The sequence below is a fragment of the Kosakonia sp. AG348 genome, assembly GCF_003337365.1.
Taxonomy (GTDB): domain Bacteria; phylum Pseudomonadota; class Gammaproteobacteria; order Enterobacterales; family Enterobacteriaceae; genus Kosakonia.
In genome coordinates this window covers 243838-268628 of record NZ_QPJR01000005.1, presented here as the reverse complement: position 1 = coordinate 268628, position 24791 = coordinate 243838, and the positions used below count along the sequence as shown (strand labels likewise).

Annotated in this window: 21 protein-coding genes; 15 read left to right on the top strand and 6 right to left on the bottom strand. The window is 50.1% G+C overall.

Annotated features, from left to right (window positions below):
* Nucleotides 1–81: 81 nt before the first annotated feature.
* The 4 genes from purC (at nucleotide 82) to ypfH (ending at nucleotide 4596) form a co-directional block, all read left to right on the top strand.
* Nucleotides 82–795 (top strand): phosphoribosylaminoimidazolesuccinocarboxamide synthase, encoded by a 714-nt coding sequence (gene purC / locus DFO56_RS14655; protein ID WP_017458944.1) that lies wholly within the window; start codon nucleotides 82–84, stop codon nucleotides 793–795.
* A gap of 132 nt (nucleotides 796–927) precedes the next feature.
* Nucleotides 928–1794: a neutral zinc metallopeptidase gene (locus DFO56_RS14650; protein ID WP_044489442.1), complete on the top strand. Its 867-nt coding sequence runs from the start codon at nucleotides 928–930 to the stop codon at nucleotides 1792–1794.
* Between the two features lie 10 nt (nucleotides 1795–1804).
* A complete protein-coding gene (locus DFO56_RS14645) occupies nucleotides 1805–3820 on the top strand; it encodes a tRNA(Met) cytidine acetyltransferase TmcA (RefSeq protein ID WP_045510334.1) in 2016 nt (671 codons plus the stop codon).
* A 77-nt stretch (nucleotides 3821–3897) separates the two neighbouring features.
* Nucleotides 3898–4596, top strand: coding sequence for an esterase (gene ypfH / locus DFO56_RS14640; protein ID WP_020454673.1), 699 nt, complete (start codon nucleotides 3898–3900; stop codon nucleotides 4594–4596).
* A 42-nt stretch (nucleotides 4597–4638) separates the two neighbouring features.
* On the opposite strand, the gene DFO56_RS14635 is transcribed toward ypfH, so the two are convergent.
* The 3 genes from DFO56_RS14635 to DFO56_RS14625 are packed head-to-tail and all read right to left on the bottom strand — an operon-like array spanning nucleotide 4639 to nucleotide 6343.
* Nucleotides 4639–4839, bottom strand: a complete 201-nt coding sequence (locus tag DFO56_RS14635; RefSeq protein ID WP_017458940.1) for a YpfN family protein — start codon at nucleotides 4837–4839, stop codon at nucleotides 4639–4641.
* A gap of 16 nt (nucleotides 4840–4855) precedes the next feature.
* Entirely contained in the window at nucleotides 4856–5983 is a 1128-nt protein-coding gene (gene dapE / locus DFO56_RS14630; protein ID WP_045510332.1) for a succinyl-diaminopimelate desuccinylase, read from the bottom strand.
* Nucleotides 5984–5986: 3 nt separating this feature from the next.
* Nucleotides 5987–6343, bottom strand: coding sequence for an ArsC family reductase (locus DFO56_RS14625; protein ID WP_114413886.1), 357 nt, complete (start codon nucleotides 6341–6343; stop codon nucleotides 5987–5989).
* Between the two features lie 22 nt (nucleotides 6344–6365).
* Between DFO56_RS14625 and DFO56_RS14620 the strand changes: the two genes are divergently transcribed.
* The 6 genes from DFO56_RS14620 to DFO56_RS14595 all read left to right on the top strand — a co-directional run bounded on the left by DFO56_RS14620 (nucleotide 6366) and on the right by DFO56_RS14595 (nucleotide 13645).
* Nucleotides 6366–8108 carry a recombinase family protein gene (locus tag DFO56_RS14620; RefSeq protein WP_072051640.1) on the top strand — a complete coding sequence of 581 codons (1743 nt, stop codon included), beginning with the start codon at nucleotides 6366–6368 and terminating at the stop codon, nucleotides 8106–8108.
* 123 nt (nucleotides 8109–8231) lie between these two features.
* Nucleotides 8232–9674, top strand: coding sequence for a hypothetical protein (locus DFO56_RS14615; RefSeq protein ID WP_024558700.1), 1443 nt, complete (start codon nucleotides 8232–8234; stop codon nucleotides 9672–9674).
* Between the two features lie 984 nt (nucleotides 9675–10658).
* Nucleotides 10659–11672 carry a hypothetical protein gene (locus DFO56_RS14605; protein ID WP_045510324.1) on the top strand — a complete coding sequence of 338 codons (1014 nt, stop codon included), beginning with the start codon at nucleotides 10659–10661 and terminating at the stop codon, nucleotides 11670–11672.
* A 71-nt stretch (nucleotides 11673–11743) separates the two neighbouring features.
* Entirely contained in the window at nucleotides 11744–12061 is a 318-nt protein-coding gene (locus tag DFO56_RS14600; RefSeq protein WP_024558698.1) for a hypothetical protein, read from the top strand.
* A gap of 126 nt (nucleotides 12062–12187) precedes the next feature.
* Nucleotides 12188–12583, top strand: coding sequence for a hypothetical protein (locus tag DFO56_RS24620; protein ID WP_147271678.1), 396 nt, complete (start codon nucleotides 12188–12190; stop codon nucleotides 12581–12583).
* Nucleotides 12584–13069: 486 nt separating this feature from the next.
* Nucleotides 13070–13645 carry a recombinase family protein gene (locus DFO56_RS14595; RefSeq protein WP_024558697.1) on the top strand — a complete coding sequence of 192 codons (576 nt, stop codon included), beginning with the start codon at nucleotides 13070–13072 and terminating at the stop codon, nucleotides 13643–13645.
* A gap of 312 nt (nucleotides 13646–13957) precedes the next feature.
* On the opposite strand, the gene DFO56_RS14590 is transcribed toward DFO56_RS14595, so the two are convergent.
* Complete coding sequence (locus DFO56_RS14590; protein ID WP_045510320.1) at nucleotides 13958–14395, bottom strand: GNAT family N-acetyltransferase; 438 nt, start codon at nucleotides 14393–14395, stop codon at nucleotides 13958–13960.
* 184 nt (nucleotides 14396–14579) lie between these two features.
* Between DFO56_RS14590 and ypfM the strand changes: the two genes are divergently transcribed.
* Entirely contained in the window at nucleotides 14580–14639 is a 60-nt protein-coding gene (gene ypfM, locus DFO56_RS14585) for a protein YpfM (protein WP_100181659.1), read from the top strand.
* 100 nt (nucleotides 14640–14739) lie between these two features.
* On the opposite strand, the gene acrD is transcribed toward ypfM, so the two are convergent.
* The gene (gene acrD, locus DFO56_RS14580) at nucleotides 14740–17853 is read right to left on the bottom strand and encodes a multidrug efflux RND transporter permease AcrD (protein WP_045510318.1); all 3114 of its coding nucleotides are present in this window, start codon (nucleotides 17851–17853) and stop codon (nucleotides 14740–14742) included.
* A 199-nt stretch (nucleotides 17854–18052) separates the two neighbouring features.
* Nucleotides 18053–19747 carry a nitrate/nitrite two-component system sensor histidine kinase NarQ gene (gene narQ / locus DFO56_RS14575; protein ID WP_045510315.1) on the bottom strand — a complete coding sequence of 565 codons (1695 nt, stop codon included), beginning with the start codon at nucleotides 19745–19747 and terminating at the stop codon, nucleotides 18053–18055.
* Between the two features lie 223 nt (nucleotides 19748–19970).
* Here narQ and aegA point away from each other — a divergent pair, with 223 nt between their 5' ends.
* From aegA to DFO56_RS14555, 4 genes are all read left to right on the top strand, one after another.
* A complete protein-coding gene (aegA, locus tag DFO56_RS14570; RefSeq protein ID WP_045510312.1) occupies nucleotides 19971–21950 on the top strand; it encodes a formate-dependent uric acid utilization protein AegA in 1980 nt (659 codons plus the stop codon).
* 82 nt (nucleotides 21951–22032) lie between these two features.
* Complete coding sequence (nudK, locus tag DFO56_RS14565) at nucleotides 22033–22608, top strand: GDP-mannose pyrophosphatase NudK (protein ID WP_045510309.1); 576 nt, start codon at nucleotides 22033–22035, stop codon at nucleotides 22606–22608.
* Nucleotides 22609–22730: 122 nt separating this feature from the next.
* A complete protein-coding gene (locus tag DFO56_RS14560; protein WP_020454666.1) occupies nucleotides 22731–23774 on the top strand; it encodes a DUF1176 domain-containing protein in 1044 nt (347 codons plus the stop codon).
* Nucleotides 23775–23823: 49 nt separating this feature from the next.
* Complete coding sequence (locus DFO56_RS14555; RefSeq protein WP_045510307.1) at nucleotides 23824–24762, top strand: hypothetical protein; 939 nt, start codon at nucleotides 23824–23826, stop codon at nucleotides 24760–24762.
* Nucleotides 24763–24791 lie beyond the last annotated feature (29 nt).

Sequence of the window (24791 nt, the reverse complement as noted above, 5' to 3'; positions counted from 1 at the left end):
TTTTTTATTATGGTGACGCAAACGTGTGCGTCAGCGTAAAATAGCCAAATTAGCCTTGTAATCACACCTGGAGTAATGAAGATGCAAAAGCAAGCTGAGTTGTATCGCGGCAAAGCGAAGACCGTGTACAGTACGGAAAACCCGGACCTGTTGGTGCTCGAATTCCGTAACGATACGTCAGCAGGGGATGGCGCGCGCATTGAACAGTTCGATCGTAAGGGCATGGTGAACAACAAGTTTAACCATTTCATTATGACCAAGCTGCAAGAAGCGGGTATCCCGACCCAGATGGAAGCGCTGCTTTCAGATACCGAATGTCTGGTGAAAAAACTGGATATGGTGCCGGTAGAGTGCGTGATTCGTAACCGTGCGGCAGGCTCGCTGGTGAAACGTCTGGGCATTGAAGAGGGCATTGAGCTGAATCCGCCGCTGTTTGATATGTTCCTCAAAAACGATGCGATGCACGATCCGATGGTGAACGAATCCTACTGCGAAACCTTCGGCTGGGTGAATAAAGAAAATCTGGCGCGCATGAAAGAGCTGACCTACAAAGCCAACGACGTGCTGAGCAAACTGTTTGATGATGCTGGTTTGATCCTCGTTGATTTCAAACTGGAATTTGGCCTGTTTAAAGGCGAAGTGGTACTCGGCGACGAGTTCTCCCCGGACGGCAGCCGCCTGTGGGACAAAGAGACGCTGGATAAAATGGACAAAGACCGTTTCCGTCAGAGCCTTGGCGGCCTGATTGAAGCCTATGAAGCCGTGGCGCACCGTCTTGGCGTGAAACTGGACTGATTTTCACCCTGCCTGACCTCCGGAGGGTGCCCGCATCCTCCGGATTTCCTCACTTTTTTCCTGTGCTAATCCTTCCCTCTGCGCCTACGATCATATATACACTGAGTCCATCATTGGGATAGTGAGGTAGTTATGCGCTGGCAAGGCCGTCGAGAGAGTGACAACGTAGAAGACCGACGTAATGAGTCGGGTGGGCCGTCGATGCGCGGGCCGGGGTTTCGTTTACCGGGTGGCAAGGGTGGGATAATCCTGCTGTTTGTGGTGATTGTCGCGAGCTATTACGGTGTTGATCTCACCAGTTTACTGACCGGGCAACCGGTTAGCCCACCCACGCAACAACAGCGCGCCGCGAACCCGCACGAGGATGAGTCTGCGCATTTTACCCGCGTCATTTTCGCCACTACCGAAGAGACCTGGGGCCAGCTGTTTGAAAAAATGGGGCGACATTATCAGCAGCCGACGCTGGTGATGTACCGCGGCAGCACCCATACCGGTTGCGGTACCGGGCAATCCATCATGGGGCCGTTTTACTGCCCGGCAGACAGCAAAATTTATATCGATCTCTCTTTTTACGATGAGATGAAAAACAAGCTCGGCGCGGGCGGTGATTTCGCTCAGGGCTACGTAATTGCCCATGAAGTCGGTCATCACGTGCAAAAACTTCTGGGAACGGAAGCTAAAGTGCGCGGCCTGCAACAAAACGCCACGCAACAGCAGGCAAATGCCTTGTCGGTACGCATGGAGTTGCAGGCAGATTGCTATGCTGGTGTCTGGGGGCACAGCATGGAGCAGCAGGGCGTGCTGGAACCGGGCGATGTCGAAGAGGCGTTAAACGCCGCGCAAGCCATTGGTGATGACCGCTTACAGCAGCGCAGCCAGGGTGTCGCATTCCCGGATAGCTTTACGCATGGCACCTCGACACAGCGTTACACCTGGTTCAAACGCGGAATGGACAGCGGCGATCCGGCGCAGTGCAATACATTCAGCGGGCAGCTGTAATCACCTCGTGATGCAACAACTGATTGAACTGAGCGCCCGCATGGCGCAGGAAGGGATCCGTCGCTTGCTGGTCATTGCCGGTCAGCCCGTGTGGAGTGAAGCGCAGGCGAGCAAACTGCGCAACTTCCTTCCCGGCGACTGGCTGTGGGTGGGTGAAAACAGCGGCTGGCCACAACATATTCAACCCCGTGCATTAACCACCCTGCTCGGACGGGAATTCCGTCATGCGGTGTTTGATGCGCGTGAAGGATTTGATGTCGCCGCTTTCGCCGCGCTTGGCGGGACGCTCACGGCCGGTAGCTGGCTGGTGTTACTCACACCGCCGTTCGCGCTGTGGTCGCAGCAGCCGGATGCAGACAGCCTGCGCTGGAGCGACACCGCCGAGCCGATTCCAACCCCGGTTTTTGTTGATCACTTTTGCCGTACGCTCCGTAACGATCCACAAACCGTGGTGTGGCAGCAAACATCCTCTTTTTCTCTTCCGGACTTTTCTCCCCGGGCTGAATGGTACGCGGCAACCGGTGCACCCGAGCGCGAGCAGGCGCAGATCCTCGCGCAACTACAGCACATGCCGCCAGGTGTCGCGGTGGTGACGGCACCGCGTGGGCGAGGAAAATCAGCGCTGGCAGGGATGCATATTGCCCGCATATCCGAGCCTGTCACGGTCACCGCACCTGCGCGCGCCGCCACCGATGTGCTGGCGCACTACGCCGGGGAGCGGTTCAACTTTATCGCCCCGGATGCGTTACTCCAGAAAATAACGGCGCAGGGAGCGCAGCCCGGCTGGCTGGTGGTGGATGAAGCCGCCGCCATGCCTGGCCCGCTGCTGCATGCGCTGGTTTCTGCTTTCCCCCGTGTATTGCTCAGCACCACTGTTCAGGGTTATGAAGGCACCGGGCAGGGTTTTTTGCTGAAGTTCTGCGCCGGGTTTCCGCAGTTACGCCATTACACGCTCTCCACGCCGCTGCGCTGGGCGCCGGGCTGCCCGCTGGAGCAGGTGATTAGCGCCCTGTTGCTGTTTGACGATGAACCTGTCGCGGAACCGCCGAGAGGTGACATCACCATGCAACCGCTACCGGCGCAGGCCTGGCGAGAGGCACCGGCGATCCCGGCGGCGATTTATCGTCTGCTGGCGAGCGCCCATTACCGCACGTCACCGCTCGATCTGCGACGCATGATGGATGCGCCAGGGCAGCATTTCTGGCAGGCTTGCCGGGCAAAAACGACCGTTGCCGCGCTCTGGCTGGTGGAAGAGGGTGGGTTAAGTGCCGGGCTTAGCCTGGCTGTATGGGCGGGTTTTCGTCGCCCGCGTGGTAACCTGGTCGCGCAATCGCTGGCCGCGCACGGCGGTAGTCCGCTGGCGGCAATCCTGCACGGGCGGCGCATCAGCCGCATTGCTGTGCATCCTTTTTGCCAGCGGACAGGGATTGGCAGTGCGCTCATCGCCCATGCGCGGGCGCAAACAACGGCGTGTGATTACCTCTCTGTCAGTTTTGGCTATACGCCAGAGTTATGGCGCTTCTGGCAGCGCTGCGGTTTTTCACTGGTGCGCCTTGGCAGCCATCGCGAAGCGAGCAGCGGCTGTTTTACCGCCATGGCGATACTCCCGCTGACGGCGGCTGGCGAAGCCTTGCGGGTGCGGGAACAGACCCGGCTGGCGCGCGATCTGCCCTGGCTTGCCGACTGGCGCGAGGAAACGTTGTCTCTGCCTGTTGTTCAGTCGACTACGCTTAGTGAAGAGGACTGGCTGGAGCTGGCCGGTTTTGCTTTTGCACATCGACCATTTTCGGCGGCTTTTGGCGCGTTATGTCGTCTGCTGGCGCAAACGCATTTGCCTTTGCCGGCATTACGAGGGCGGGTAAGCGATGGCGAAAGCGAACAGGCGTTATGTCAGCGTTTATCGCTGAGCGGGCGTAAAGCGCTGCTGTTATCTCAGCGCCAGGAGTGTGAACAGGCGCTCTTGCACCTGGATGCTGATCGCGCGCTCAATCTGAAAACACAGGTGCAGAAACTGCAATTTTTTTAACTAACTCATTCAGTTAAATGGCATGGTCATTATGGCTCCCGGGCGTAAACTGCACTCAACGATTTAAGGAGACAACCATGAAACATGACCATTTCGTTGTACAAAGTCCGCCATCCCCGGCAAAACAATTACTGCTGTTGTTTCATGGCGTTGGCGATAACCCGGTCTCCATGGGACAAATCGGCAGCTGGTTTGCACCGCACTTTCCCGATGCGCTGATCGTCAGTATTGGCGGTGTGGAAGCCTGCGGTGCACCACCTGCCCGCCAGTGGTTTTCCGTGGCAGGCGTGACGGAAGAAAATCGTCAGCAACGCATTGATGCTGTGATGCCGCAATTTATTGACGTTGTGCGCTACTGGCAGCAGCAAAGCGGTGTAAACGCATTAGCCACGGCGCTGATTGGCTTTTCGCAGGGGGCGATTATGGCGCTGGAAGGGCTGAAGGCGCAGCCGGATCTGGCCTCGCGTGTCATTGCCTTCAACGGGCGTTATGCCACGCTGCCGCAGGCGGTTTCCACGGCACAGACCATTCACCTGATTCACGGCGGTGAAGACCGGGTTATCGATTTGGCCTGGGCGGTGAAGGCGCAGGAAGCAGTGCAAACGCTGGGCGGCGATATCACGCTGGATATTGTCGATGATTTGGGCCATGCCATTGATGATCGCAGTATTGAGCTGGCGCTCAAACATTTGCGCTACACCGTGCCGAAGCACTATTTCGATGAAGCGTTAAGCGGTGGCAAGCCGAATGACGACAATATTGTCGAATTTTTATGAGTAAAAAAATTCACCCCCGAAAGGGGGTGAATAATGTGAGGCTTACTTTTTCGGCTGATCCTGTTTCGGCCAGTCGTCGTCATCGTCCCACTTGTCGTTGAAATCACGATGCGGCGGCAGATCCGGCTTGTTAGCGAGGAATTTTTTGTGATCGACCCGGCTCAGGTCTTTGATCACATTAATCAGTACGCCAAGTAAAAACACCAGCACCAGAATCCACCAATATTTTGCCAGCCAGTCCATGTCATCCTCCAGGCCATCAGGCGATGAGTTGTTCCATAATGCGTTGATACATACGGGCAAGCAGTTGCAAATCCGCCGCGTTCACACATTCGTTGATCTTGTGAATGGTGGCATTCACCGGCCCGAGCTCAACCACTTGCGCGCCCATACGCGCGATAAAACGGCCATCTGACGTGCCGCCGGTGGTTAACAACTGCGGTTTGATCTCATTATAGTGCTCAATAGCATTGACCACCGCATCCACCAGCTTGCCGCGCCCTGTCAGGAAAGGCTGCCCGGAAACCCACCACTCCACGCTGTAACGCAACTGATGTTTATCCAGCAGCGCCTGCACATGAGCTTTGATCATTTCGTCGGTCAGCTCGGTACTAAAGCGGAAGTTGAACTGCACAAACAGATCACCCGGGATAACGTTGTTGCTACCGGTTCCGGCTTTGATATTGGCAATCTGCATGCTGGTCGGCGGGAAGTATTCGTTGCCGTAATCCCACTGGATCGCCACCAGCTCATTGAGCATTGGCGCGGCGCGGTGCACCGGGTTATCCGCCAGGTGCGGATAGGCAACGTGACCCTGAACACCGTGAATCGTCAGATTGCAGGTCATTGAACCACGGCGACCATTTTTTACCACATCGCCCACCACTTCCGTACTGGAAGGCTCGCCGACCAGGCAGTAATCCAGGCGTTCGTTACGCGCCATCAGTGCGTCGACCACTTTGACAGTGCCGTTGGTGGCGCTGGCCTCTTCGTCAGAGGTGATGAGAAACGCCAGACGGCCTTTATGCTGCGGATGCTGCGCGACAAAACGCTCGGCGGCGACGACCATCGCCGCCAGCGAACCTTTCATGTCTGCCGCGCCGCGGCCAAACAGCATGCCGTCACGGATGGTCGGTTCAAAAGGCGGATTGATCCAGCGGTCCGCATCGCCAGCCGGTACCACATCCGTATGGCCAGCGAAGGCCAGCGTTTCGCCTTGCCCGCGCCATGCCCAGAAGTTTTGCGTGTCGCCAAAATCCATCGGCTCAATGGTAAAACCGATAGCGCGCAGACGTTCAATCATCAGCGCCTGGCATCCTGCGTCATTGGGGCTCAGAGAAGGGCGACGAATAAGCTGCTGTGTCAGCTCAATAACCGGGCACGACATAAACTACACCTCGTTGATAAACTTCTCATAACTGGATTCATTGAAACCCAGCAGCATAGGCTTACCCGGCGCGCAGAGCAATGGGCGTTTGATAATTGCAGGCATTTCAAGCATCAACGCGATGGCGGCATCATCACTGGTGATGGTTGCGCGCTGGGCTTCATCCAGCTTACGCCAGGTGGTGCCACGGGTGTTTAACAGCGCTTCCCAGCCGAGTTCATCAACAAATGTACGCAGTAAATCTGCATGAATACCGTCTGCGCGGTAATCGTGGAAACGGTATTCCACCCGCTGCGCTTCGAGCCAGCGGCGCGCTTTTTTGATGGTGTCGCAGTTTTTGATACCATAGAGCTTATACAAACTTTTTTGGGCGTTATCAGACATGAAAAAATGCTACCTGTATGTAAGGGTTAGTTCGGATCAGCAGATACAGGGCGATGGTTTGGATCGCCAGGAATCTATGCTAATCAATTATTTTAAGGATAATGCCGCAGCACAGGATTTTGATCCACAGTATGAGGTGATCAGGGATGAGGGGCGAAGTGCGTTCAAGGCCGAACACTTACAGGAAAATGCTGGGTTAGGTAAGTTTTTTAAACAAGTAAAAGAAGGTCTGATTCAACCGGGTTCAGTGCTCATTGTTGAATCGCTTGATCGTTTTTCGCGTGAAAATCCCTTTAGATGTGTCGAATACATTTCACATCTCGATAAGAAGCAAATAGAACTCCATGATGTCGATAAGCGGCTAATTATTAGCCGCAGGCACTCGAATAGCCTTACCTTTGCGACAATGATCGCTGAGCGTGCTTATGAAGAGTCCCGGTTAAAAAGTTACCGTATTCGTAAAGGGTGGGACAAACGCCGAAGGATGGCAAAGGAAGAAGGGCAGTATATGATCAAAAACTGCCCGCCGTGGATTAGTATTGTTAATAAAAAATATGAACTTAATGATAACTCAAAGATCATTCGTGATATTTTCGAACTATATCTATCTGGTATCCGCAGCTTTAATATTTCAAAGATGATGAATGATTCAGGGAGATTAATTAACGGAAAGCTTTGGACAGGTACGAAAATTTGTCGTGTTCTTAGAAATGTACGCTGTAAGGGTGACTACATTACAAACATCACTGATAGAAACTTTGACGATGATACTATTAAGGTTACAAGTGACATATTAAAAATATATCCAGCAGTAGTCTCAGACGATGAGTTTAGAGAAGTACAAAGACGTTTAGAGGGACATAATTATAGTGGGCGTATACGCAACGATTTAAAGAAAACTCTTTTTAGTTATGTAGTGAAATGCTCGTATTGTGGTTCTGCTTTGAGTATGAGCACAACAGGGAAATACACGTATTTAAAATGTTCAAACTCACGAGAGAATAACGGTTGCTTTGCGTCAATGTTACCTTATATGCCTTTTGAAAAGGCCATGCTAAAACATATCAAAGATATCGATATTGCGGCGGTACTGAATAATACAGAAAGGACATTTAACGAAATTGATAAAATTAAGTCTGAAATAGTCGAATTAGAGAAAAATATTGATGAGTACGTTCAGGGTATTGCTAAACGAAAAAAGCAAGGGCAGTTGATTCCTTTTGCGATGCTTGATGAACAATCTCAAGCAGAAGATAAATTAAAAGCACTGAAAGAATCTCTTTCGACAAAATTAGAAAGTGCTAGTATAACCCATGTTGAATTTTCGGATGATGTTCATGATGTTAAAAATATCGAAGAAAGAGCACGTTTAGAAGTCGAATTGAAGAAGGTTATAAAGCGTATAGATATATTGTCCGAGTCTAAAAAAAAATTCATAATCGCAGATGTTCAATACTATAATGATGATCATATTAAGCATGTGCTCTTACTCAATAAGAAGAATGGTACTATTAATGCGGTAGGTGAAATTTCGCAAAAAAATGGATGGCGAATCTATTCTTTCAGTGAAAATAATCGATTGATCTTTAGAGTTGAGAGTAATGGTGACATTTGGACGGTACAGGCAAGGAATGACCAATCAATAGAGGATATAAGAACATATATGACTATGATGGTTGGGCGTGAACCTGATGGTTTTGATTATCATCTCAATGAAAATTTTATTGAATGGATTGAATAAAGATATTGTCGTTTAATGTTGCTCCAGTTGGAATTCCTAAATATTAATAACTAAAAACGACGAAAGGCCGAATCACTGGAATGAATCGACCTTTCTAAATTAATCATTATGGAGAGTGTACTAATGACTAATCCTGAACCTATTTACTCCAGGTTAAAGTATGTATCCGCACCTTGTGGTTCGGGTAAAACAACGGCTATATGTAATATAATTAACAACAGTACTGGAAAACATATTTTAGTACAGAATACACAAGAGCTTATAAAGCAAACAGCAAGTCAAATTTCCGATTGTACGTATATTATCACAGAGTCAGTATCAAAAGATGAAAATGTTATCAATGCTGTTATCGATTTTCTTACTACGCCATGTAAATCAAATTTAATAATCACTGACAAAACATTTTTTAAAATCCCTCTTGAGTTGTTATCCAATTGGGATATTTACATTGACGATGTGACTAATTTTCACTCTTTTCAGAATATAAATGAAAGTAGTGTTGATATAAAAAGTGTAATACGCAACGATTTAATTCACAAAGTACAATCATTGGATGATAGGAATATGTACATTGCGGCTGAAAGAAATCCAGAAGTACAGGGAGATGTAGTAAAGAATATTTTAAATCAACTTTCAGTATTGAATGAAAATGATCTTTTTATAATGAATAATGAGTACTTTACCGATACGGAAAAAGTACAGCTTAATATTACGGCATGGAAAGATCTTAATAAGTACAAGGAATTGCCAATTACTTTTCTTGGTGCGAACTTTGAAAACTCATTGATCTACAAGGGAAACAAAGAATTATTTGAAAGCACTGAACTTGAAGGATTACGGACACGAGAAACAGAACTCAAAGACAGGTTAAAGGTTTATTACTTCTCTAAAAAACTCAAACTATCAAGGACCTGGAAAACTAACAATCCTGATAAAGTACAAAAAATATACGACTTCCTCGATGCCAGACTTGACGGGCAAGACTTCTACTGGACGAAGAACAAAAGCGACTCTCAGAGCCTCAAGAACGGCACAGAGATAAGCCCGGATGCCAGAGGATTCAATAAGTATCAGCACCTTATGACGTGCGTCTGGCTGGCTTGTATGCGTCCTTCCGAAACAGAGGCTAAACAGTGTGAAATGTTCTTTGAGATTGACGGCGAAGCGATACACGTTGCGAGGGAGTACGAAAGTCTACATCAGTTCGTACTACGAGGAATTTCGAGGGATTTTGACAGTACTGAAACGCAGACCGTTTATGTTTTTGATGAATGGCAGGCCAAATCTCTTACAGACAATATTGAGTACATAGATCTCGGTATTGATGATGACGAACGAGGGCAGAGAGGCAGGCCGCAAGGCTCAATGAACAAGGAAAAGCGTTTCACTCTCGATGATACCAAAGCAAAGCGTTTCCGCCGCTGGAAAGGCAGCAATCCGGGGCTTGAGTTAGAAGCTTTCAGGGCGTTTCTTGCCAGTACTACCAACGCAGGTCTCAGTAGTGAAGAAATAAAGGCTATGTGGGACAAATACGAAAATGAAGTACAAAAAACAAGCAGAAATTGAAGTCCAGAACACCATCATAAAAACGGATAAATGTCCGAAAAATAAAGCCTTATAATATCTTTAGGTAATAAATTTCGGACATAAAAACGAGCGAAAGCGAATTAACTGCCTGAAAGCAGGAGCAGCGAAGCAAGCGAACTGTTTCTGGTAGTTAGTGAGAGTGCTCACGCAGTGAGTACTTGATGGCTATCTCATTGTTTATACAAATAAAATGATTAAACAGCACACGCTTTGCGTGTACTGTTCGCTGGATTCGGTTCTACTGCTGCGTTTCCTTCGGTCACTGGCAGAGCGAACCTAATCGCGTTTTTTTGTTCTGTCAGTAAGTACATAACTAACTGTTATTTCATTACTTATTCTACAAATCATTCCTTTTGTACTTTGTGGGGTATCTGCTGTTTCAGTTGCTGGAAAAGCCCTGTCAGTACTTACCAGAGCGAAGCGACCCCGATCCGATGCCCCCCCCTTCATGATGGTGTTTCGGACAAAACGCACAGGAAGCCCCTGAATGCGATGTTCATTACTGAAATACCTAGAATGTACAAAACCCCGCAAAACGGCGTAGCGACGCTTTAAGAGCGTTTGCGTGATGGTATCGTCAATACTCTCCGTATTGAAATCATATACATAACTCCTTTCATGGATGAAAAATCCGCTAGATCGATTTTACCTATTGATTTGTATCTAATTAATAGTTATTGATAGTTTACGACGATCAATATCAATAGTATTGATCGTTAATATCGATCATTTTTGGACATGCGTGTTACTCTTGAGTACCTGAACACGGATGGCCTCAAGTCCGTACTTTTGGCCTGAAAGAAGCTAACAGGAGGGACAAAACGGTGAGAGTGGTACAACTGATAATCTATGGACTTTGGGGGAATTCCTTTTTAAGGGAGCTTCCTAAAGGCAAACGAATTATTGCCGATAATACAAATGGAACGAACCATCGACTTGGAAAATTCTTAAAGGATAATTGCGGTGAGTAAATATTTAAAAATAGGAATTTATGGCATTTGGGGAGTGTTTTTATTCCTTGCGTCAATGGAGAAATTTGGTGATCTTTTCGCAATCGGTACGGGGATCTGGTCGGTAGTGATGCTTACAGTCGCTGGATTGTGTCAACTACTGGCATGTATTACTGCGATAGGCTGGGCGGTGCTGGCATTTAGAACCCTGAAATTTAAGTTCCTGACCTATAAATTCGTTAACAATTATACAGTACCAGTACTGATCATTGTACTTGCTTTCGTGGCAAGTGCTGCCCGATCATCAAGTGATGAATCCAGAGCACAAAAACTTGGATTTAAAGACGGTAAAGAGTTTTCTATTGCTCGTGAAAATAACATTACTAACGTTGCCGATTATGACAAATTTGTAGATGAGCAAAATGTTAAAAAGGCTGAAAAGGCGGCTCAAGATGCGTTAGCGGCAGCAGATAAAGCTGAACAGGATAAGATGGCTAAGTATGTAGCTATATTTTCCGATGCTGCTAGAAAGGAGCGAGCACAAGAGTTAATCAGTAAAGATCTAAAAGAAAATACTGAATTGACTAAAAAGATACTTGATGAAATAGCATCTTACTCAAATAATTCAGTAGAAAGAGATGTGGCGGAAATGGACTATTTAGATTATGGGGTAAGTCTTAAATTGTATGATTTGGCAATAGATAAATCTAATTGCCGTCAGGAATTGAAAAATCAATTAGCTCCATATACAGCATGGAAAGACTCTCAGGATTGGCGACCATTCAGTGAATTTCCTAAGTCTATGCTAAAACAGGAAATGTATAGAAGGGATATCGTTAATGCCGATTACTCTAAGAAGAAAACTGAACTGGAAAACATTTTCAGAGAATGTGTTTTTTCACTAATTAATCAAACTAATCACCTTTCTCGTCCTAATGCCAAACCAGTAATTCAAGAGGCATATTTTCCTGAGAAGTTACAATGTGTTCAGGAAAATGGAGGTGATTATAATGCGTGTTATCCATAACATGATATTTTCTGTATCAGATTGTATTGTTATTTTGGTTTGAAAAATATATAACTAAGAGGCTATATAAAATGAAAAAGTTACTAATTTTAGGGTTGTTATTCAGTACTTCAACTTTTGCCGCATACAAAACATATGATCCGCATAAAGATAGCAAACTTGTAACTAAAGCGATTTCTGGCGTATGTAAATCAGAACATCAAAAATATGATGATCTTGATTATCAGCTTAAATCAAATATCGGTAGTATGAGTGATGCTGACGCAAAGAATGCCGTAGCAAATCTTAAAGATGCTAAACGTAAGCGTTGGGAATGTATTGAAAAAGAATTGAATAAAAAGAATATAACATTGAACTTAGAACAGTTGTTTAAAGAGGATAACCTTTAGCGAACAGTTCATAATAAGGGCAATGGTTATTCATTGCCCGAATTTATAATTAATCATTACTGTAAGTAGTTGTAATGATTTTTTGTATTAGGTGATATAAGCTGTATTAAAATCGGAGGTATGATAATGAATGTATTAATATATACGGTGATTTTAGTTGGACTGTCATTCTCTAGTGTAGTTCGAGCCGATTTATTTTGTTATGAAAATACTCCTGTTTATAATTTTACTGAGGATGGTGTCAGTAAGTACCCTAATATTCAAGCGAATATTGTGATGCAAACAGTCAAAACAGATACAGTACTCAGATCATATAGTAGTGATGATCATGTAGTGCTTGAGTACTATAAAAATAAAAATTTTATACAAAATACTTTAAAAAAAGTGAAAAATGGAATTTTTCGTGATAATGCGAATTTAATAGTAATAGTAAATCAAGCAACAATGTACCATTATCAACGCATTAAGTTTCAAGGGCAACCAGTAGTGGTTAGAAATCAGTATAAATGTACGCCAGCATGATTTTTCTAAAATGTGATTGATGATGGCAAGGCTACCTTGACGGAACCGGATGTGTGAGTTGTAGCATTCTCTTTAGGCCGTGAAAACGGCCTTCCATATACAGAAATGAAATTGCCGCTAAGTTACCTGTCTTTAAATCATAAAATAATCGAAGTCCAGCTCATCCATTTTTTGACAAAAAAGTTAAAGGGATCGTTTACTGAGATAAAAGTACAGTCAGATTTTTTCCGCCTGATTTAAAATCTCGTTCACATGATCAGCTTCAACCCTGCCGACAAAATGCCGTGTACTCAGATCTCAGTACTGAACTTTTCACTAATCCGATATCGACTAAAAAACGCACGATCAAAAATCTCTTTTGGGTACTCCCTTGTGATACTCCTCTTTTGCATCTCGTTTAGTATCATTTATACATTGAAAGCATTTAAATGATACTGTATCATTATATTAATTCAAATGATACTAATCGGTAACGAGGGCAGGGAAATGATTTTTGGTTATGCGAGAGTCTCAACAAAGGATCAGAACCTTGAACGGCAGTTGGCAGTACTGGAGCCTATTTGTAATAAAATTGTTACGGAGAAAGAGTCTGGCAAGTCCACCAGCGAAAGACCCGAATTGCTGAACCTGCTTTCACACCTCCGCGAAGGGGACACCCTCGTTACCCATTCAATTGATCGCCTCGCACGTAATACCCGCGACTTACTGGAAATGATTGATAACCTCGTAGATCGCGGGATCACTGTCCAGTTCCTGGCAAACTCTATGAGCTTTGATAACTCCCCACAATCCCGACTGATTTTAACCATGATGGGAGCGGTAGCAGAGTTCGAAAGAGGCATGATCGCATCACGTCGCAATGAGGGGATCGCTCTTGCTAAAGAGGCTAAGAAGTACAAGGGTAAGCAAAAGAACAGGGAGCTACACAGTAAAATCATAGAAATGCTCAAGGCAGGGAAGAACACCCCGGATGAGATCGCGAAGTTATGCGACTGCGGCAGGGCTACAGTGTTTCGCGTAAAAAAAGAGATGATTGCCAGTACTGGCAGCATTGAGAACTGATATAGCGGCAGGGAGCAAAGGAAGAGTTTGTGTAGATCAGTGTTGTCCGAATCCTCTCGATATCCTAAGTTGTAACAAAAAAGAGGCTCTATGGCCTCTTTTTTGTTTGTGTTTGTCCATATAACTACTTGTTATTGATAGTTAAAATACTTCATCTTCGATGAAAACATGAAAATTTTGTCTAATGTTCAATGTATTTTGATACCGTACATGGTAATCATGGTGAATCCTTTTGTCTCATTTTTGGTTATTTGTACAAGAAATTAGAATAACGGGTTTTAATTTGCCTGTGATTAGTCTGATAAGCAAATTTCAGCGGATATAACCACTCTGTTCCAGTTTGAATAAACTTTCAGGTGTTGCGCATACCATGCCAGTGGTTAAAAAACGGAAACCATATTGTTGATAAAATCCGGTCTTTTCAGGTACGGAATAAATAAAGGTTTTACCGAACGGTAATAATGTTCTGACAATGTCAGACATTAGCTGTTTTCCATAACCGCGGCCCTGCATTTCTGGCGCGACCACAATATCCGCAACATAGCTGGCCCATGTCAGATCGCTGATAGCACGCGCCGTGGCGACCAGCTCCCCGTTATGGTAGCCGAACCAGCAGAAGGTGCTGTTGCGCCACGCTTGCTCGACCTGTAGCGGGTCGCGCTGATTAAGTCCGCCTGCGGCAATAAGCGCCGTTAACGCCAGCCAGTCCACCTCTTCAATTGCTGATTTATCGAACAATGTGATCGTCATTTCATTTGGCCCTAAAGTTTTTATGGAATATTGCCGTTATTCACAGTAAATGACATGACATCGGCTCATAGTTATCGCAAGCATTAAAAGTACCCCGCTAATAGCGATTGAAGCAATTGATTAACGTCTCTTCAATGTTGTTACGGGTTTGAGTAGAATTGCCAAAATAATAAGAGAGGTAGTTATGATTGAACATGAACTGGGGAACTGGAAAGACTTTATCGAAGGCATGCTTCGTAAATAATTTCCTGATCAACGATTAAGCAGTGACGGCTTAATAAATAACAATGTGCACCGACACATGAAAAAGGCGACCAGCAGGTCGCCTTTTTGTTATGCAGAAATTACTGCGTGCGCGCTTTCAGCGGGAAACGGCGGCGCACCAGCACGAAGAACAGCGGCACGAAGAAAATTGCCAGCACGGTGGCGGAAATCATCCCGCCCATCACACCGGTACCCACCGCATGCTGGCTGCCGGAGCCCGCGCCGGTGCTGGTTGCCATTGGCAGCACACCGAAAACGAACGCCAGCGAGGTCATGAGGATCGGCCGCAAACGCTGACGGCAAGCATGCAGCGTGGAGACCAGCAGATCTTCGCCTTTCGCATTCATATCGTTGGCAAATTCGACGATGAGTATCGCGTTTTTCGCCGACAGGCCTATGACCGTCAGCAGCCCGACCTGGAAGTAGACATCGTTCTCCAGCCCGCGCATCCAGGTTGCCAGCAACGCGCCAATCACGCCAAGCGGCACCACCAGCATCACCGAGAACGGCACAGACCAGCTCTCATACAGCGCCGCGAGGCACAGGAACACGACCAACAGGGAAACCGCATATAACGCTGGTGCCTGCGCGCCGGAGAGACGCTCCTGGTAAGACATCGCGGTCCATTCGAGGCCAAAACCGGTAGGCAACTGGCTAACCAGTTTCTCCATCACATCCATCGCCGTACCGGTGCTGACGCCGGGTGCGGATTCGCCGACAATCTCGACTGCGGCATAACCGTTGTAGCGCTCCAGGCGCGGCGAACCGGTTTCCCAGCGCGAAGTGGCAAACGCGGAGAACGGCACCATTCCACCGCTGCTATTTCGCACATACCACAGGTTGATATCGTCCGGCAGCATGCGGTATTTGGCCGCAGCCTGTACGTAGACCTTTTTCACGCGGCCGCGATCCATAAAGTCATTCACGTAGCTGGAGCCCCAGGCGGTTTTCAGCGTGTTGTTAATATCATCAATCGACACGCCGAGCGCCTGCGCTTTGCGCTGATCGATATCGATTTGCAACTGTGCGCTGTCATCAAGACCGTTGTGGCGAACGCGGGTCAGCGCCGGATCTTTCGCCGCCATCTCAATCAGACGATCGCGGGCTGCCATCAGCGCGTCGTGGCCTGCACCGGCGTGATCCTGCAGCTCCATATCAAAACCGGCCGAACTCCCCATACCACTGATAGCGGGCGGGCTGCTGGCGAAAACGCGGGCTTCACTAATACGGCTAAACGCTTTGGTGGCACGTTCGATAATGGCAAACGCGCTACCGCTGTTCGGGTCGCGGGCTTCCCAGTCTTTCAGGCGAATAAACAAACGCGCCACGTTCTGCCCGTTACCACCGGGGCCAGAGCCGACGGTAGCAAACACCGATTCAACATTCGCTTTCTCGTGGGTGAAGAAATAGTCTTCGACTTTCTGCACCACTTTCAGCGTCTGCTGTTGCGTAGCCCCGCTCGGCAACTGCACGGATGTGGTAAACATGCCCCGGTCTTCCAGCGGCAGAAACGACGTTGGCAGACGCAGGAACAGCAGTACCATGCCGCCAATCAGCAACATATAGAGCAAAATCCAGCGCAGGCTGCGGTGCAGGATTTTACCGACGGCGGTTTCATAACGATCGGCATTACGGTTGAAAATGCGGTTAAAGGCGCCGAAAAAGCCTTTCTGCCCGTGCAGTTCCCCTTTATGCAGCGGCTTGAGCAGCGTGGCGCATAACGCCGGTGTGAGGATCATCGCCACCAGCACAGAAAGCACCATCGCCGAAACAATGGTGATGGAAAACTGGCGATAAATCGCGCCGGTGGTGCCGCCAAAGAACGCCATCGGTACAAATACCGCCGACAGCACCATCGCAATCCCCACCAGCGCGCCCTGGATTTGCCCCATCGATTTGCGTGTCGCTTCCCTGGGCGACAGCCCTTCTTCGGTCATGATGCGTTCGACGTTTTCCACCACCACAATCGCATCATCCACCAGCAGACCGATGGCGAGCACCATGGCGAACATGGTCAGGGTGTTGATGCTGTAGCCAAATGCATAGAGCACGGCGAATGTGCCAAGCAGCACGACCGGCACGGCGATAGTGGGGATCAGCGTGGCGCGGAAATTTTGCAGGAACAGGTACATCACCAGAAACACCAGCGCGATAGCTTCGAGCAGGGTTTTCACCACATCGATAATCGAGGCTTTAACAAATGAGGTGGTTTCGTAAGCGACTTTATATTCCAGACCGTGCGGGAAAAAGGGGGCCAGTTCGTTTAAGCGGTTAATCACCCGCTCTGCCGTTGCCATTTCGTTAGCGCCGGAGGCCAGTTTCACCCCCAGCCCGGAAGCGGGGTTACCGTTAAAACGGCTCAGGTAGTCATATTTCTCTGCGCCCAGTTCCACCGTCGCCACGTCACCAAGACGCACTTCCGAGCCGTCCTGATTCACGCGCAGCGTAATATTGCGAAACTGCTCCGGCGTTTGTAAAAGCGACTGCGCGTTGATAGTGGCGTTTAATGCCTGGCGATCAACAGAAGGCGTTCCGCCAAGTTGCCCGACGGCAATTTGCGCGTTCTGCGACGAAATGGCGCTGGTGACGTCCGAGGCGGTGAGCTGGTAACTGTTGAGCTTCGCAGGATCGAGCCAGATACGCATTGAATATTGCGAACCGTAGGCATCAATATCGCCAACGCCGTTTACGCGGCTAATCGGATCCTGAATATTACTCGCCACATAGTCGGCGATATCTTGCTTATCCATCGACCCGTCGGTGGAGACAAACGCGATGGTTAAGATGTTGGTATCACCAGTTTTACGCACCGTGACGCCCTGGTTTTGCACGGCTTGCGGAAGTTTACGCATCGCCGATTGCAGCTGGTTTTGTACCTGCTGTACGGCCTCATCAGGATCGGTACCGGCGCTGAAATTGAGGGTGACCGTCGCCTGCCCGGTGGCGCTGCTTTGCGAGGACATATACATTAAATTATCGAGGCCGGTCATATTCTGCTCGATAACCTGAGTAACGGTATTTTCCAGGGTTTGCGCCGATGCGCCAGGGTAGTTAGCGGTAATGCGGACGTTAGGCGGGGCTAAATCGGGATATTGTTCGACGGGTAAAGAAATAATGGCAAGTGTCCCCGTAAGACAGATCAGGATCGCCAGCACCCACGCGAAAATGGGGCGATCAATAAAAAAATTCGCCATCAGAAATAAAACCTCATATTGCTGCGCATCGTTATAGTGACATTGCTTGCATCAATGTAGCGGCAATGCAGAAACCAATCGTGGAGAAAAAAAGGAGAAAATGTAAATTATCATGCCCGATTAAGGCATAACTATGCATAACGAAACTTAAGCGAAATTTCCTCCTGTACAAAATCAATTTACTTTAAATTCTTTACACTTATTGACGCTCCGCGCTGGCCGGTAACGGAAAACGAAACTGCACTTGCGTGCCGCTGCTCGGCGGTGAGACGATTTCCAGCACGCCGCCAAGGCGCTCAGCGCGCTCGCGCATGATCGTCAACCCGTAATGCCCGGCGGGCTCCTGCGTACTGTTCATACCGATGCCGTTATCACGAATGTAGACCGAGTGCAGCCCGTCAGGATCGGTCACACAACTGACGGTGATTTCGCTGGCCTGCGCGTGTTTAATCGCGTTGATGACCGCTTCGCGCACAATTTGTAAGACGTTCATTTGCTGTTGCGCATCCAGCGCCTGGGTGGGTAAACGGCAATCCAGATTCAGCTTCGCGCTGGTCTGGCTTTGCAAGACATCCAGCGCTTCACGCAGCGCGGCGGGTAGCGAGCTTTGCTGTAAAGAGAGGCGGAACGTGGTGAGCAGCTCACGTAACTGCTGCCAGGCGTTGTTCAGACCGCGCGAAAAGTCGTCGATAATCAGATGTGCCGGGGCGTTATCGTCCGGCACCGAGCGTTTAAGCAGCGCCAGTTGGATACGCAAATAGGAGAGCATCTGCGCCAGTGAATCGTGCAGCTCGCGGGCGATGGTGGCGCGTTCTTCCATCAGCATTAATTGCTGGTAATGTTTCTGCGCCTGGTTGATATAGAGCCCGCGTCCAAGAATGGTGGCGATATTGCACATCAGCGGCGCAGAGAGCGGCTGCTGGTGGCTTTGCCAGCGCAGCTCGCCCAGTACGTTCTCCTGCATATTTACCGGCAAGCTGTTCACCGGCAGTGCGGGGTTAAGCTCCCCTTGCTGGATCCGCCAGTTGTCATCGACAACCAGTTCCAGGAAGCAGGCGGCCTGATGATCGTAGACGATCTGCAACACGTGGTGCAGGCAGAGGGCGTCTATCTGGCTGGTATTGAGCGCCTGTGAGCACTGGTACATTACCTCCAGGCGGCTGTTAGCTTCATGCAGATCGCGGGTTTTTTCCGCCACCGACGTTTCCAGCGAGCGGTAGAGTTTAAACAGTTGTCCGGACATACTGTCGAACGTTGAAGCCAGTAACCCCAGTTCGTTATCCAGTTTGTTATCGAGTGGCAGCAAGGAAAATTGCCCCTGCTGGATACGCTGGCAGGTGGCGACCAGGTTATTAAGCGGTTTGACGACCCGCTGGCGAATACGGCGCAGCGTAAAAAACACCAGCGTGAAAATCCCTGCTGCGCCCAGCAGCGAAATAGCAACCACCAGCATCATCTTGCGTTCGGCATAGTGCTGGAGCGCCAGCACGAACAAATCAATTTGCCCGACATAAGCCTGGATATTTTGCTCGTACCACTGCTGGTCGCCCTGAATCAGATGTTTTTCCATCTGGCGCCAGTTTTCGTGCAATTGCCCATAACGTTGCTGCACTTCCTGCGGAACGTACCAGTGGTTCAGGGTTTGTAATACGGGCGAGTTCAGCGTCTGCTGGTAAATCTGGCGGTGGGGTTGTAGCTCGGCGGTCTGTTTTTGCAGTTCGTAACCAAGACGGTAACTCTGCATGCGCAGTGACCCGGCAATATTAATGGCTTGCGCGTCATCAAGGCTGCTGGCAAGCGTGACGAGCGCCACCCCGGTGGAGAGCAGCGACAGCAAAACAAGAGAGAAAAAGGCTCTGGCCAGGCTTCCTGAAACAGGTTTTTTGACTATCACTGCAGCGCTTCCCAATCCTGATGTTACGTACAGGAAACATCGGCCTGAACGTCCATCGAATGAAATAATTTTTCAGGAATCCTGAAATAAATTGATCTGCTACAAGCTCGTGACAAATAGATAACCTTTCTGGGCAATTGAACATTGCCTGTGTCGTGCTGCCCCGGTAAATACAATGCTCATATAAAAAATAAGGTTTATTAAACCAGAAAAGAAGGGTGCCATGAATCGTTTTATTATGGCGAATAGCCAGCAATGTATAGGATGTCGTGCCTGCGAAGTCGCGTGTGTGATGGCGCACAATAATGAGCAACATGTGTTAAGCGCCGACCATTTTCACCCACGGATCACCGTGATTAAACATCAGCAGCACCGCAGCGCGGTGACCTGCCACCACTGTGAAGCTGCGCCCTGTGCCCGCAGTTGTCCGAATGGCGCAATCAGCCGCGTTGATGAGGCGATTCAGGTCAATCAGCAAAAATGCATTGGCTGTAAATCCTGCGTGGTGGCTTGCCCGTTTGGCACCATGCAAGTGCTTGTCACGCCAACTGGTGACGGGCTGGTAAAAGCCACCGCGCACAAATGCGATCTCTGCCAGGGCAGGGCGGAAGGGCCGGCCTGTGCGCAGAACTGCCCGGCCGATGCACTGCAACTGGTGAACAGTGACGCGCTGGCGGGGCTTGCGAAATCACGTCGTCTGCGAACTGCCAGCCATGAGGCGCAGCCGTGGCACAGTGTTGCGGCGCTGACTCCCGCCTTTAATGACCGCAAAGTGCGGCAGATGCGTAAAACGCCGCCGCGCGGTGAGCCAGATAAATTGCCACTGGCGGCGCGTAAAAGCGGTTTTGATGAAATCTATCTGCCGTTTCGCGCCGATCAGGCCAGTCGTGAAGCGGAGCGCTGCCTGAAGTGCGGCGACCACAGCATTTGCGAATGGACCTGCCCGCTGCATAACCATATTCCGCAGTGGATCGAGCGGGTAAAAGAGGGCGATATTGCGGCTGCGGTCGAACTTTCGCATCAAACCAACTGCTTACCGGAGATCACCGGTCGCGTCTGCCCGCAAGACCGGCTGTGCGAAGGGGCATGTACGGTACGCGATGAGTATGGCGCGGTCACGATCGGCAATATTGAGCGCTATATCTCCGATCAGGCGCTGGCGCAGGGCTGGAAACCCGATGTACAGCAGGTTGCGGCGGTGGATAAGCGCATCGCGATTATCGGTGCTGGTCCGGCGGGCCTCGCCTGTGCGGATGTGCTTGCTCGTCATGGCGTGAGCGCCACGGTGTTCGATCGCCACCCGGAAATCGGCGGCTTGCTTACCTTTGGCATTCCCGCTTTTAAACTGGATAAATCGCTGCTGGCGCGGCGTCGTGAAATTTTCAGCGCGATGGGTATTCGCTTTGAACTCAATTGCGAAATTGGTAAAGACATCGCGCTGGATACGCTGCTCAGCGATTACGACGCGGTGTTTGTGGGGGTTGGCACCTACCGTTCCATGAAAGCCGGGTTGCCAAATGAGGACGCTCCGGGCGTTTATGATGCGCTGCCGTTCCTGATTGCCAACACCCGCCAGTTAATGGGGCTGCCGGACAGCGCCGACGAGCCGTTTATCAACACCAGGGGGTGTAATGTCGTGGTGCTTGGCGGCGGCGATACGGCAATGGACTGTGTCCGTACTGCACTGCGCCATGGCGCGAGCAAAGTGACCTGCGCCTACCGTCGCGACGAAGCCAACATGCCCGGCTCGAAGAAAGAGGTGAAAAATGCGCGGGATGAAGGGGCGGAGTTTGAGTTCAACGTCCAGCCGGTCAATCTTGAGCTGGATAAGAGCGGCAAAGTTTGCGGCATTCGCTTGCTGCGCACACAGCTCGGCGAGCCGGATGCCAAAGGCCGCCGCCGTCCGGTGCCGATTGAAGGCAGTGAGTTTGTTATGCCTGCCGATGCGGTGATCATGGCGTTTGGTTTCAACCCGCATTCGATGCCGTGGCTGGAGCGCCACGGTGTGCGCGTTGATGACTGGGGGCGCATTGCCGCCAGTGTCGAAAGCCAGTATCGCTACCAGACCAGTAATCCGAAAATTTTTGCCGGGGGCGATGCGGTACGCGGTGCCGATCTGGTGGTGACCGCGATGGCGGAAGGGCGCCACGCCGCGCAGGGCATGATGGACTGGTTGGGCGTCAAAGCACCAGGGCAGCATTAAGGCGTTTGCCATAAAACAGGCTTCACGGCGTTATACTTCGCAGCGTAGTATTACGCAAAGTTGTTAGCGCTCTGGAGCCTGTATGTCGCTGAAAATTGAAGTTATCAAAGATAAAATCCTCTCTGAAAATTATTTTGTCCTGCGCAATATCACCTACGATTTGACCCGTCAGGACGGTGAAGTGGTGCGTCATAAACGTGAAGTTTATGACCGCGGCAATGGCGCCACTATCCTGCTGTATAACCGCGAAAAGCAGAGTGTGGTGCTGATCCGCCAGTTCCGGATTGCCACCTGGGTAAATGGCAACGTGGACGGTCGCCTGATTGAAGCCTGCGCCGGGTTACTGGATGACGATGAGCCGGAAGTGTGCATTCGTAAGGAAGCGATTGAGGAGACGGGGTACGAAGTTGGCGAAGTGCGCAAAGTCTTTGAGTTGTATATGTCACCGGGCGGGGTAACGGAAATTGTCCACTTCTTCATTGCGGAATATAACGATGCGCAGCGCGCTAATAACGGCGGGGGAGTGGAAGATGAAGATATCGAAGTGCTGGAGTTGCCCTTCCGGCAGGCCTTAACGATGGTCGCCAACGGTGAGATCCGTGATGGCAAAGCGGTGATTTTGCTGCAATATTTGCAAACATCTGGCCTAATGGACTGAAATTTATAAGGTTATTAGCTTCGGTTTCAGATGAAGCTATCCGACAAATCCGATTGAGCAAGCCTACCGGGAAATAGAATATACGCAGGTTCTGCGTCTATTCTTCCGGGGTTGTGCCAGCCATGCGTTACCGCAGCGTTTTGACTTTGCTCTTCGGCCTTCTGGCCGCACCGTGGCTGTGCGCTGCGCCCGCGCAACAAACCTTTTCCGACTGGCAGGTCACCTGTAATAACCAGAACTTTTGCGTGGCACGCAATATTGGTGAGCATCAGGGGCTGGTAATGACGCTGGAGCGCAGCGCCGGCGCGCGTGCCGATGCGACGCTGCGTATCGACTATGGCGGCATCGACGCGCCTGTTACCAAAGAACCGCCGATTGCCGGGCGCTTACTGTTTGACGGCCAGCCGCTGGTGCTGGCTGGCGAGCGCTGGCAAATCACGCCGTGGCATCTGGTGACGGATAATGCCGATGCCATCACTTCGTTTCTAAAAAACATTCAGGAAGGCCAGGCGCTTACCCTGCGAGGCAGCAAGGGCGAGATTTCTCTGGTCGGGCTGAAAGCGGCGCTGCTGTTTATTGATGCGCTGCAAAAACGTGTCGGCAGCGAAACGGCATGGATTAAAAAGGGCGATAGCCCGTCGTTAAGCGTCCCGCCCGCACCCGCGTTGAAAAAGGTAGCCACGGCCAACGTTGCGCCAGCTCCGCTGACGCACCAGGAACTGAACGATTTGCTGGATTACGGCACCTGGCGAATGAACAACAGCCAGTGTTCGCTGGATCCGATGCGCCGTCAGGTGCGTGTGAGCGCGCTAACCGATGATAAAGCGTTGCTGTTGATCGACTGTGAAGCGGGTGCGTATAACATGGTTGAACGCGCTTGGCTGGTATCACGGGAAAAACCGTTTGCCGCGCGGCTGGTGCGCCTGATGCTGCCTTTCACGCCGGATAACGGTAACGATGAAATGGAGCTGATGAATGCGGCATTTGATGAGAAAACCCGCGAACTCACCACGCTCTCCAAAGGCCGCAGCCTGGCGGATTGCGGCGTGTCGAGCCGCTGGCGTTTTGACGGCCAGCGCTTTCGCCTGGTGCGTTACGCGCAGGAGCCCTCCTGCGATAGCTGGCACGGCCCCGATGCGTGGCCAACGCTGTGGGTGACGCGCTAACCCTTCGCTGACATAATCCCTTGCGGATATTTTTATCGGGAAGGGAATAATGAAACGCTTTTACCCACAATGGCTTGCGGCCTGCGTGCTCTTTTTTGCCGTTCTGCCTGCACAGGCTGAACTGACCTCAGCGGATAAACAGAGCATCACCCAGCTTGTTGACGTCTGGAATAGCCATCTGAATGGCAATGCCCGGGCAACCGGCAGCGATCTCTATGCGGCCCAGGTCGAATGGTTTGGCCAGCATCTTGAGCGCGACGAGGTCCTGCGCCGCCAGCAAGCGTTCACCTCTCACTCACCACACTATGCGCAGCGCATTATCACCACGCTTGATATCGCCGAAGATGAGGCGGGCCAGGTTCAGGTCGAGTTTGTTAAACAAGCCGGGCTCGATGAAAAACAGGTAAAAAACTACCCGGCGCAGCTTACCTTCAGCAAACAGTCTGCGGGCTGGCGCATTAGCGGCGAAACCGATTTGCTCACCCGCCTGAATCAAAAAGAGGCGTCGGTGCAGGGGCTGTTGACCAAAGGCAAGTTTGACGGCAACAGCAAAGATGTCGTGTGGGTGAACGCGCGCGATCCCAAAACCGGTGGCAGTTGCGATGAAGAGGGTGACTGTGAATGTAAGCTCTGGAGCAGCAACCCGGCTGTACAACCCGCGGTAGTGCCGCAGTGCATTGGTGGTGGGGTGGAAACGCTGTCGCAGCTCGATGATAGCGGGCGCGATCGGGTCGTTGTTTTCCCGCAATGGTGGACCAGCGCCTGGCGAGTGGTTTATGTCTTTGATATCCAGCAAGGGCAATGGACGAAAGCGCTGCCTTCATTTCCCATCAACATCAATGTTCAGGAAGACGATGACGCCGCAACGCTGGTGAAACGCGATACGCAGCACAACGGCAATGTGCTGGTGAAAAAAGCGCTGTGGGATGAAAAGCAGGAAGATATCGTGACGCCGCAGGAGAGCGAGCCGTTGCTGGTGGTGAAATAAAAAAGGCGCGCCAGCCATTTATGCTGGCG

What these genes read in the sequence shown, in the direction of transcription:
- aegA (WP_045510312.1), top strand. Translation starts at nt 19,971, where the DNA reads ATGAATCGTTTTATTATGGCGAATAGCCAGCAATGTATAGGATGTCGT.
- purC (WP_017458944.1), top strand. Translation starts at nt 82, where the DNA reads ATGCAAAAGCAAGCTGAGTTGTATCGCGGCAAAGCGAAGACCGTGTAC.
- DFO56_RS14650 (WP_044489442.1), top strand. Translation starts at nt 928, where the DNA reads ATGCGCTGGCAAGGCCGTCGAGAGAGTGACAACGTAGAAGACCGACGT.
- DFO56_RS14600 (WP_024558698.1), top strand. Translation starts at nt 11,744, where the DNA reads ATGAAAAAGTTACTAATTTTAGGGTTGTTATTCAGTACTTCAACTTTT.
- DFO56_RS14595 (WP_024558697.1), top strand. Translation starts at nt 13,070, where the DNA reads ATGATTTTTGGTTATGCGAGAGTCTCAACAAAGGATCAGAACCTTGAA.
- DFO56_RS14635 (WP_017458940.1), bottom strand. Translation starts at nt 4,839, where the DNA reads ATGGACTGGCTGGCAAAATATTGGTGGATTCTGGTGCTGGTGTTTTTA.
- DFO56_RS14615 (WP_024558700.1), top strand. Translation starts at nt 8,232, where the DNA reads ATGACTAATCCTGAACCTATTTACTCCAGGTTAAAGTATGTATCCGCA.
- ypfH (WP_020454673.1), top strand. Translation starts at nt 3,898, where the DNA reads ATGAAACATGACCATTTCGTTGTACAAAGTCCGCCATCCCCGGCAAAA.
- DFO56_RS14555 (WP_045510307.1), top strand. Translation starts at nt 23,824, where the DNA reads ATGAAACGCTTTTACCCACAATGGCTTGCGGCCTGCGTGCTCTTTTTT.
- nudK (WP_045510309.1), top strand. Translation starts at nt 22,033, where the DNA reads ATGTCGCTGAAAATTGAAGTTATCAAAGATAAAATCCTCTCTGAAAAT.
- DFO56_RS14645 (WP_045510334.1), top strand. Translation starts at nt 1,805, where the DNA reads ATGCAACAACTGATTGAACTGAGCGCCCGCATGGCGCAGGAAGGGATC.
- DFO56_RS14560 (WP_020454666.1), top strand. Translation starts at nt 22,731, where the DNA reads ATGCGTTACCGCAGCGTTTTGACTTTGCTCTTCGGCCTTCTGGCCGCA.
- DFO56_RS14620 (WP_072051640.1), top strand. Translation starts at nt 6,366, where the DNA reads ATGAAAAAATGCTACCTGTATGTAAGGGTTAGTTCGGATCAGCAGATA.
- acrD (WP_045510318.1), bottom strand. Translation starts at nt 17,853, where the DNA reads ATGGCGAATTTTTTTATTGATCGCCCCATTTTCGCGTGGGTGCTGGCG.
- DFO56_RS14590 (WP_045510320.1), bottom strand. Translation starts at nt 14,395, where the DNA reads ATGACGATCACATTGTTCGATAAATCAGCAATTGAAGAGGTGGACTGG.
- DFO56_RS24620 (WP_147271678.1), top strand. Translation starts at nt 12,188, where the DNA reads ATGAATGTATTAATATATACGGTGATTTTAGTTGGACTGTCATTCTCT.
- dapE (WP_045510332.1), bottom strand. Translation starts at nt 5,983, where the DNA reads ATGTCGTGCCCGGTTATTGAGCTGACACAGCAGCTTATTCGTCGCCCT.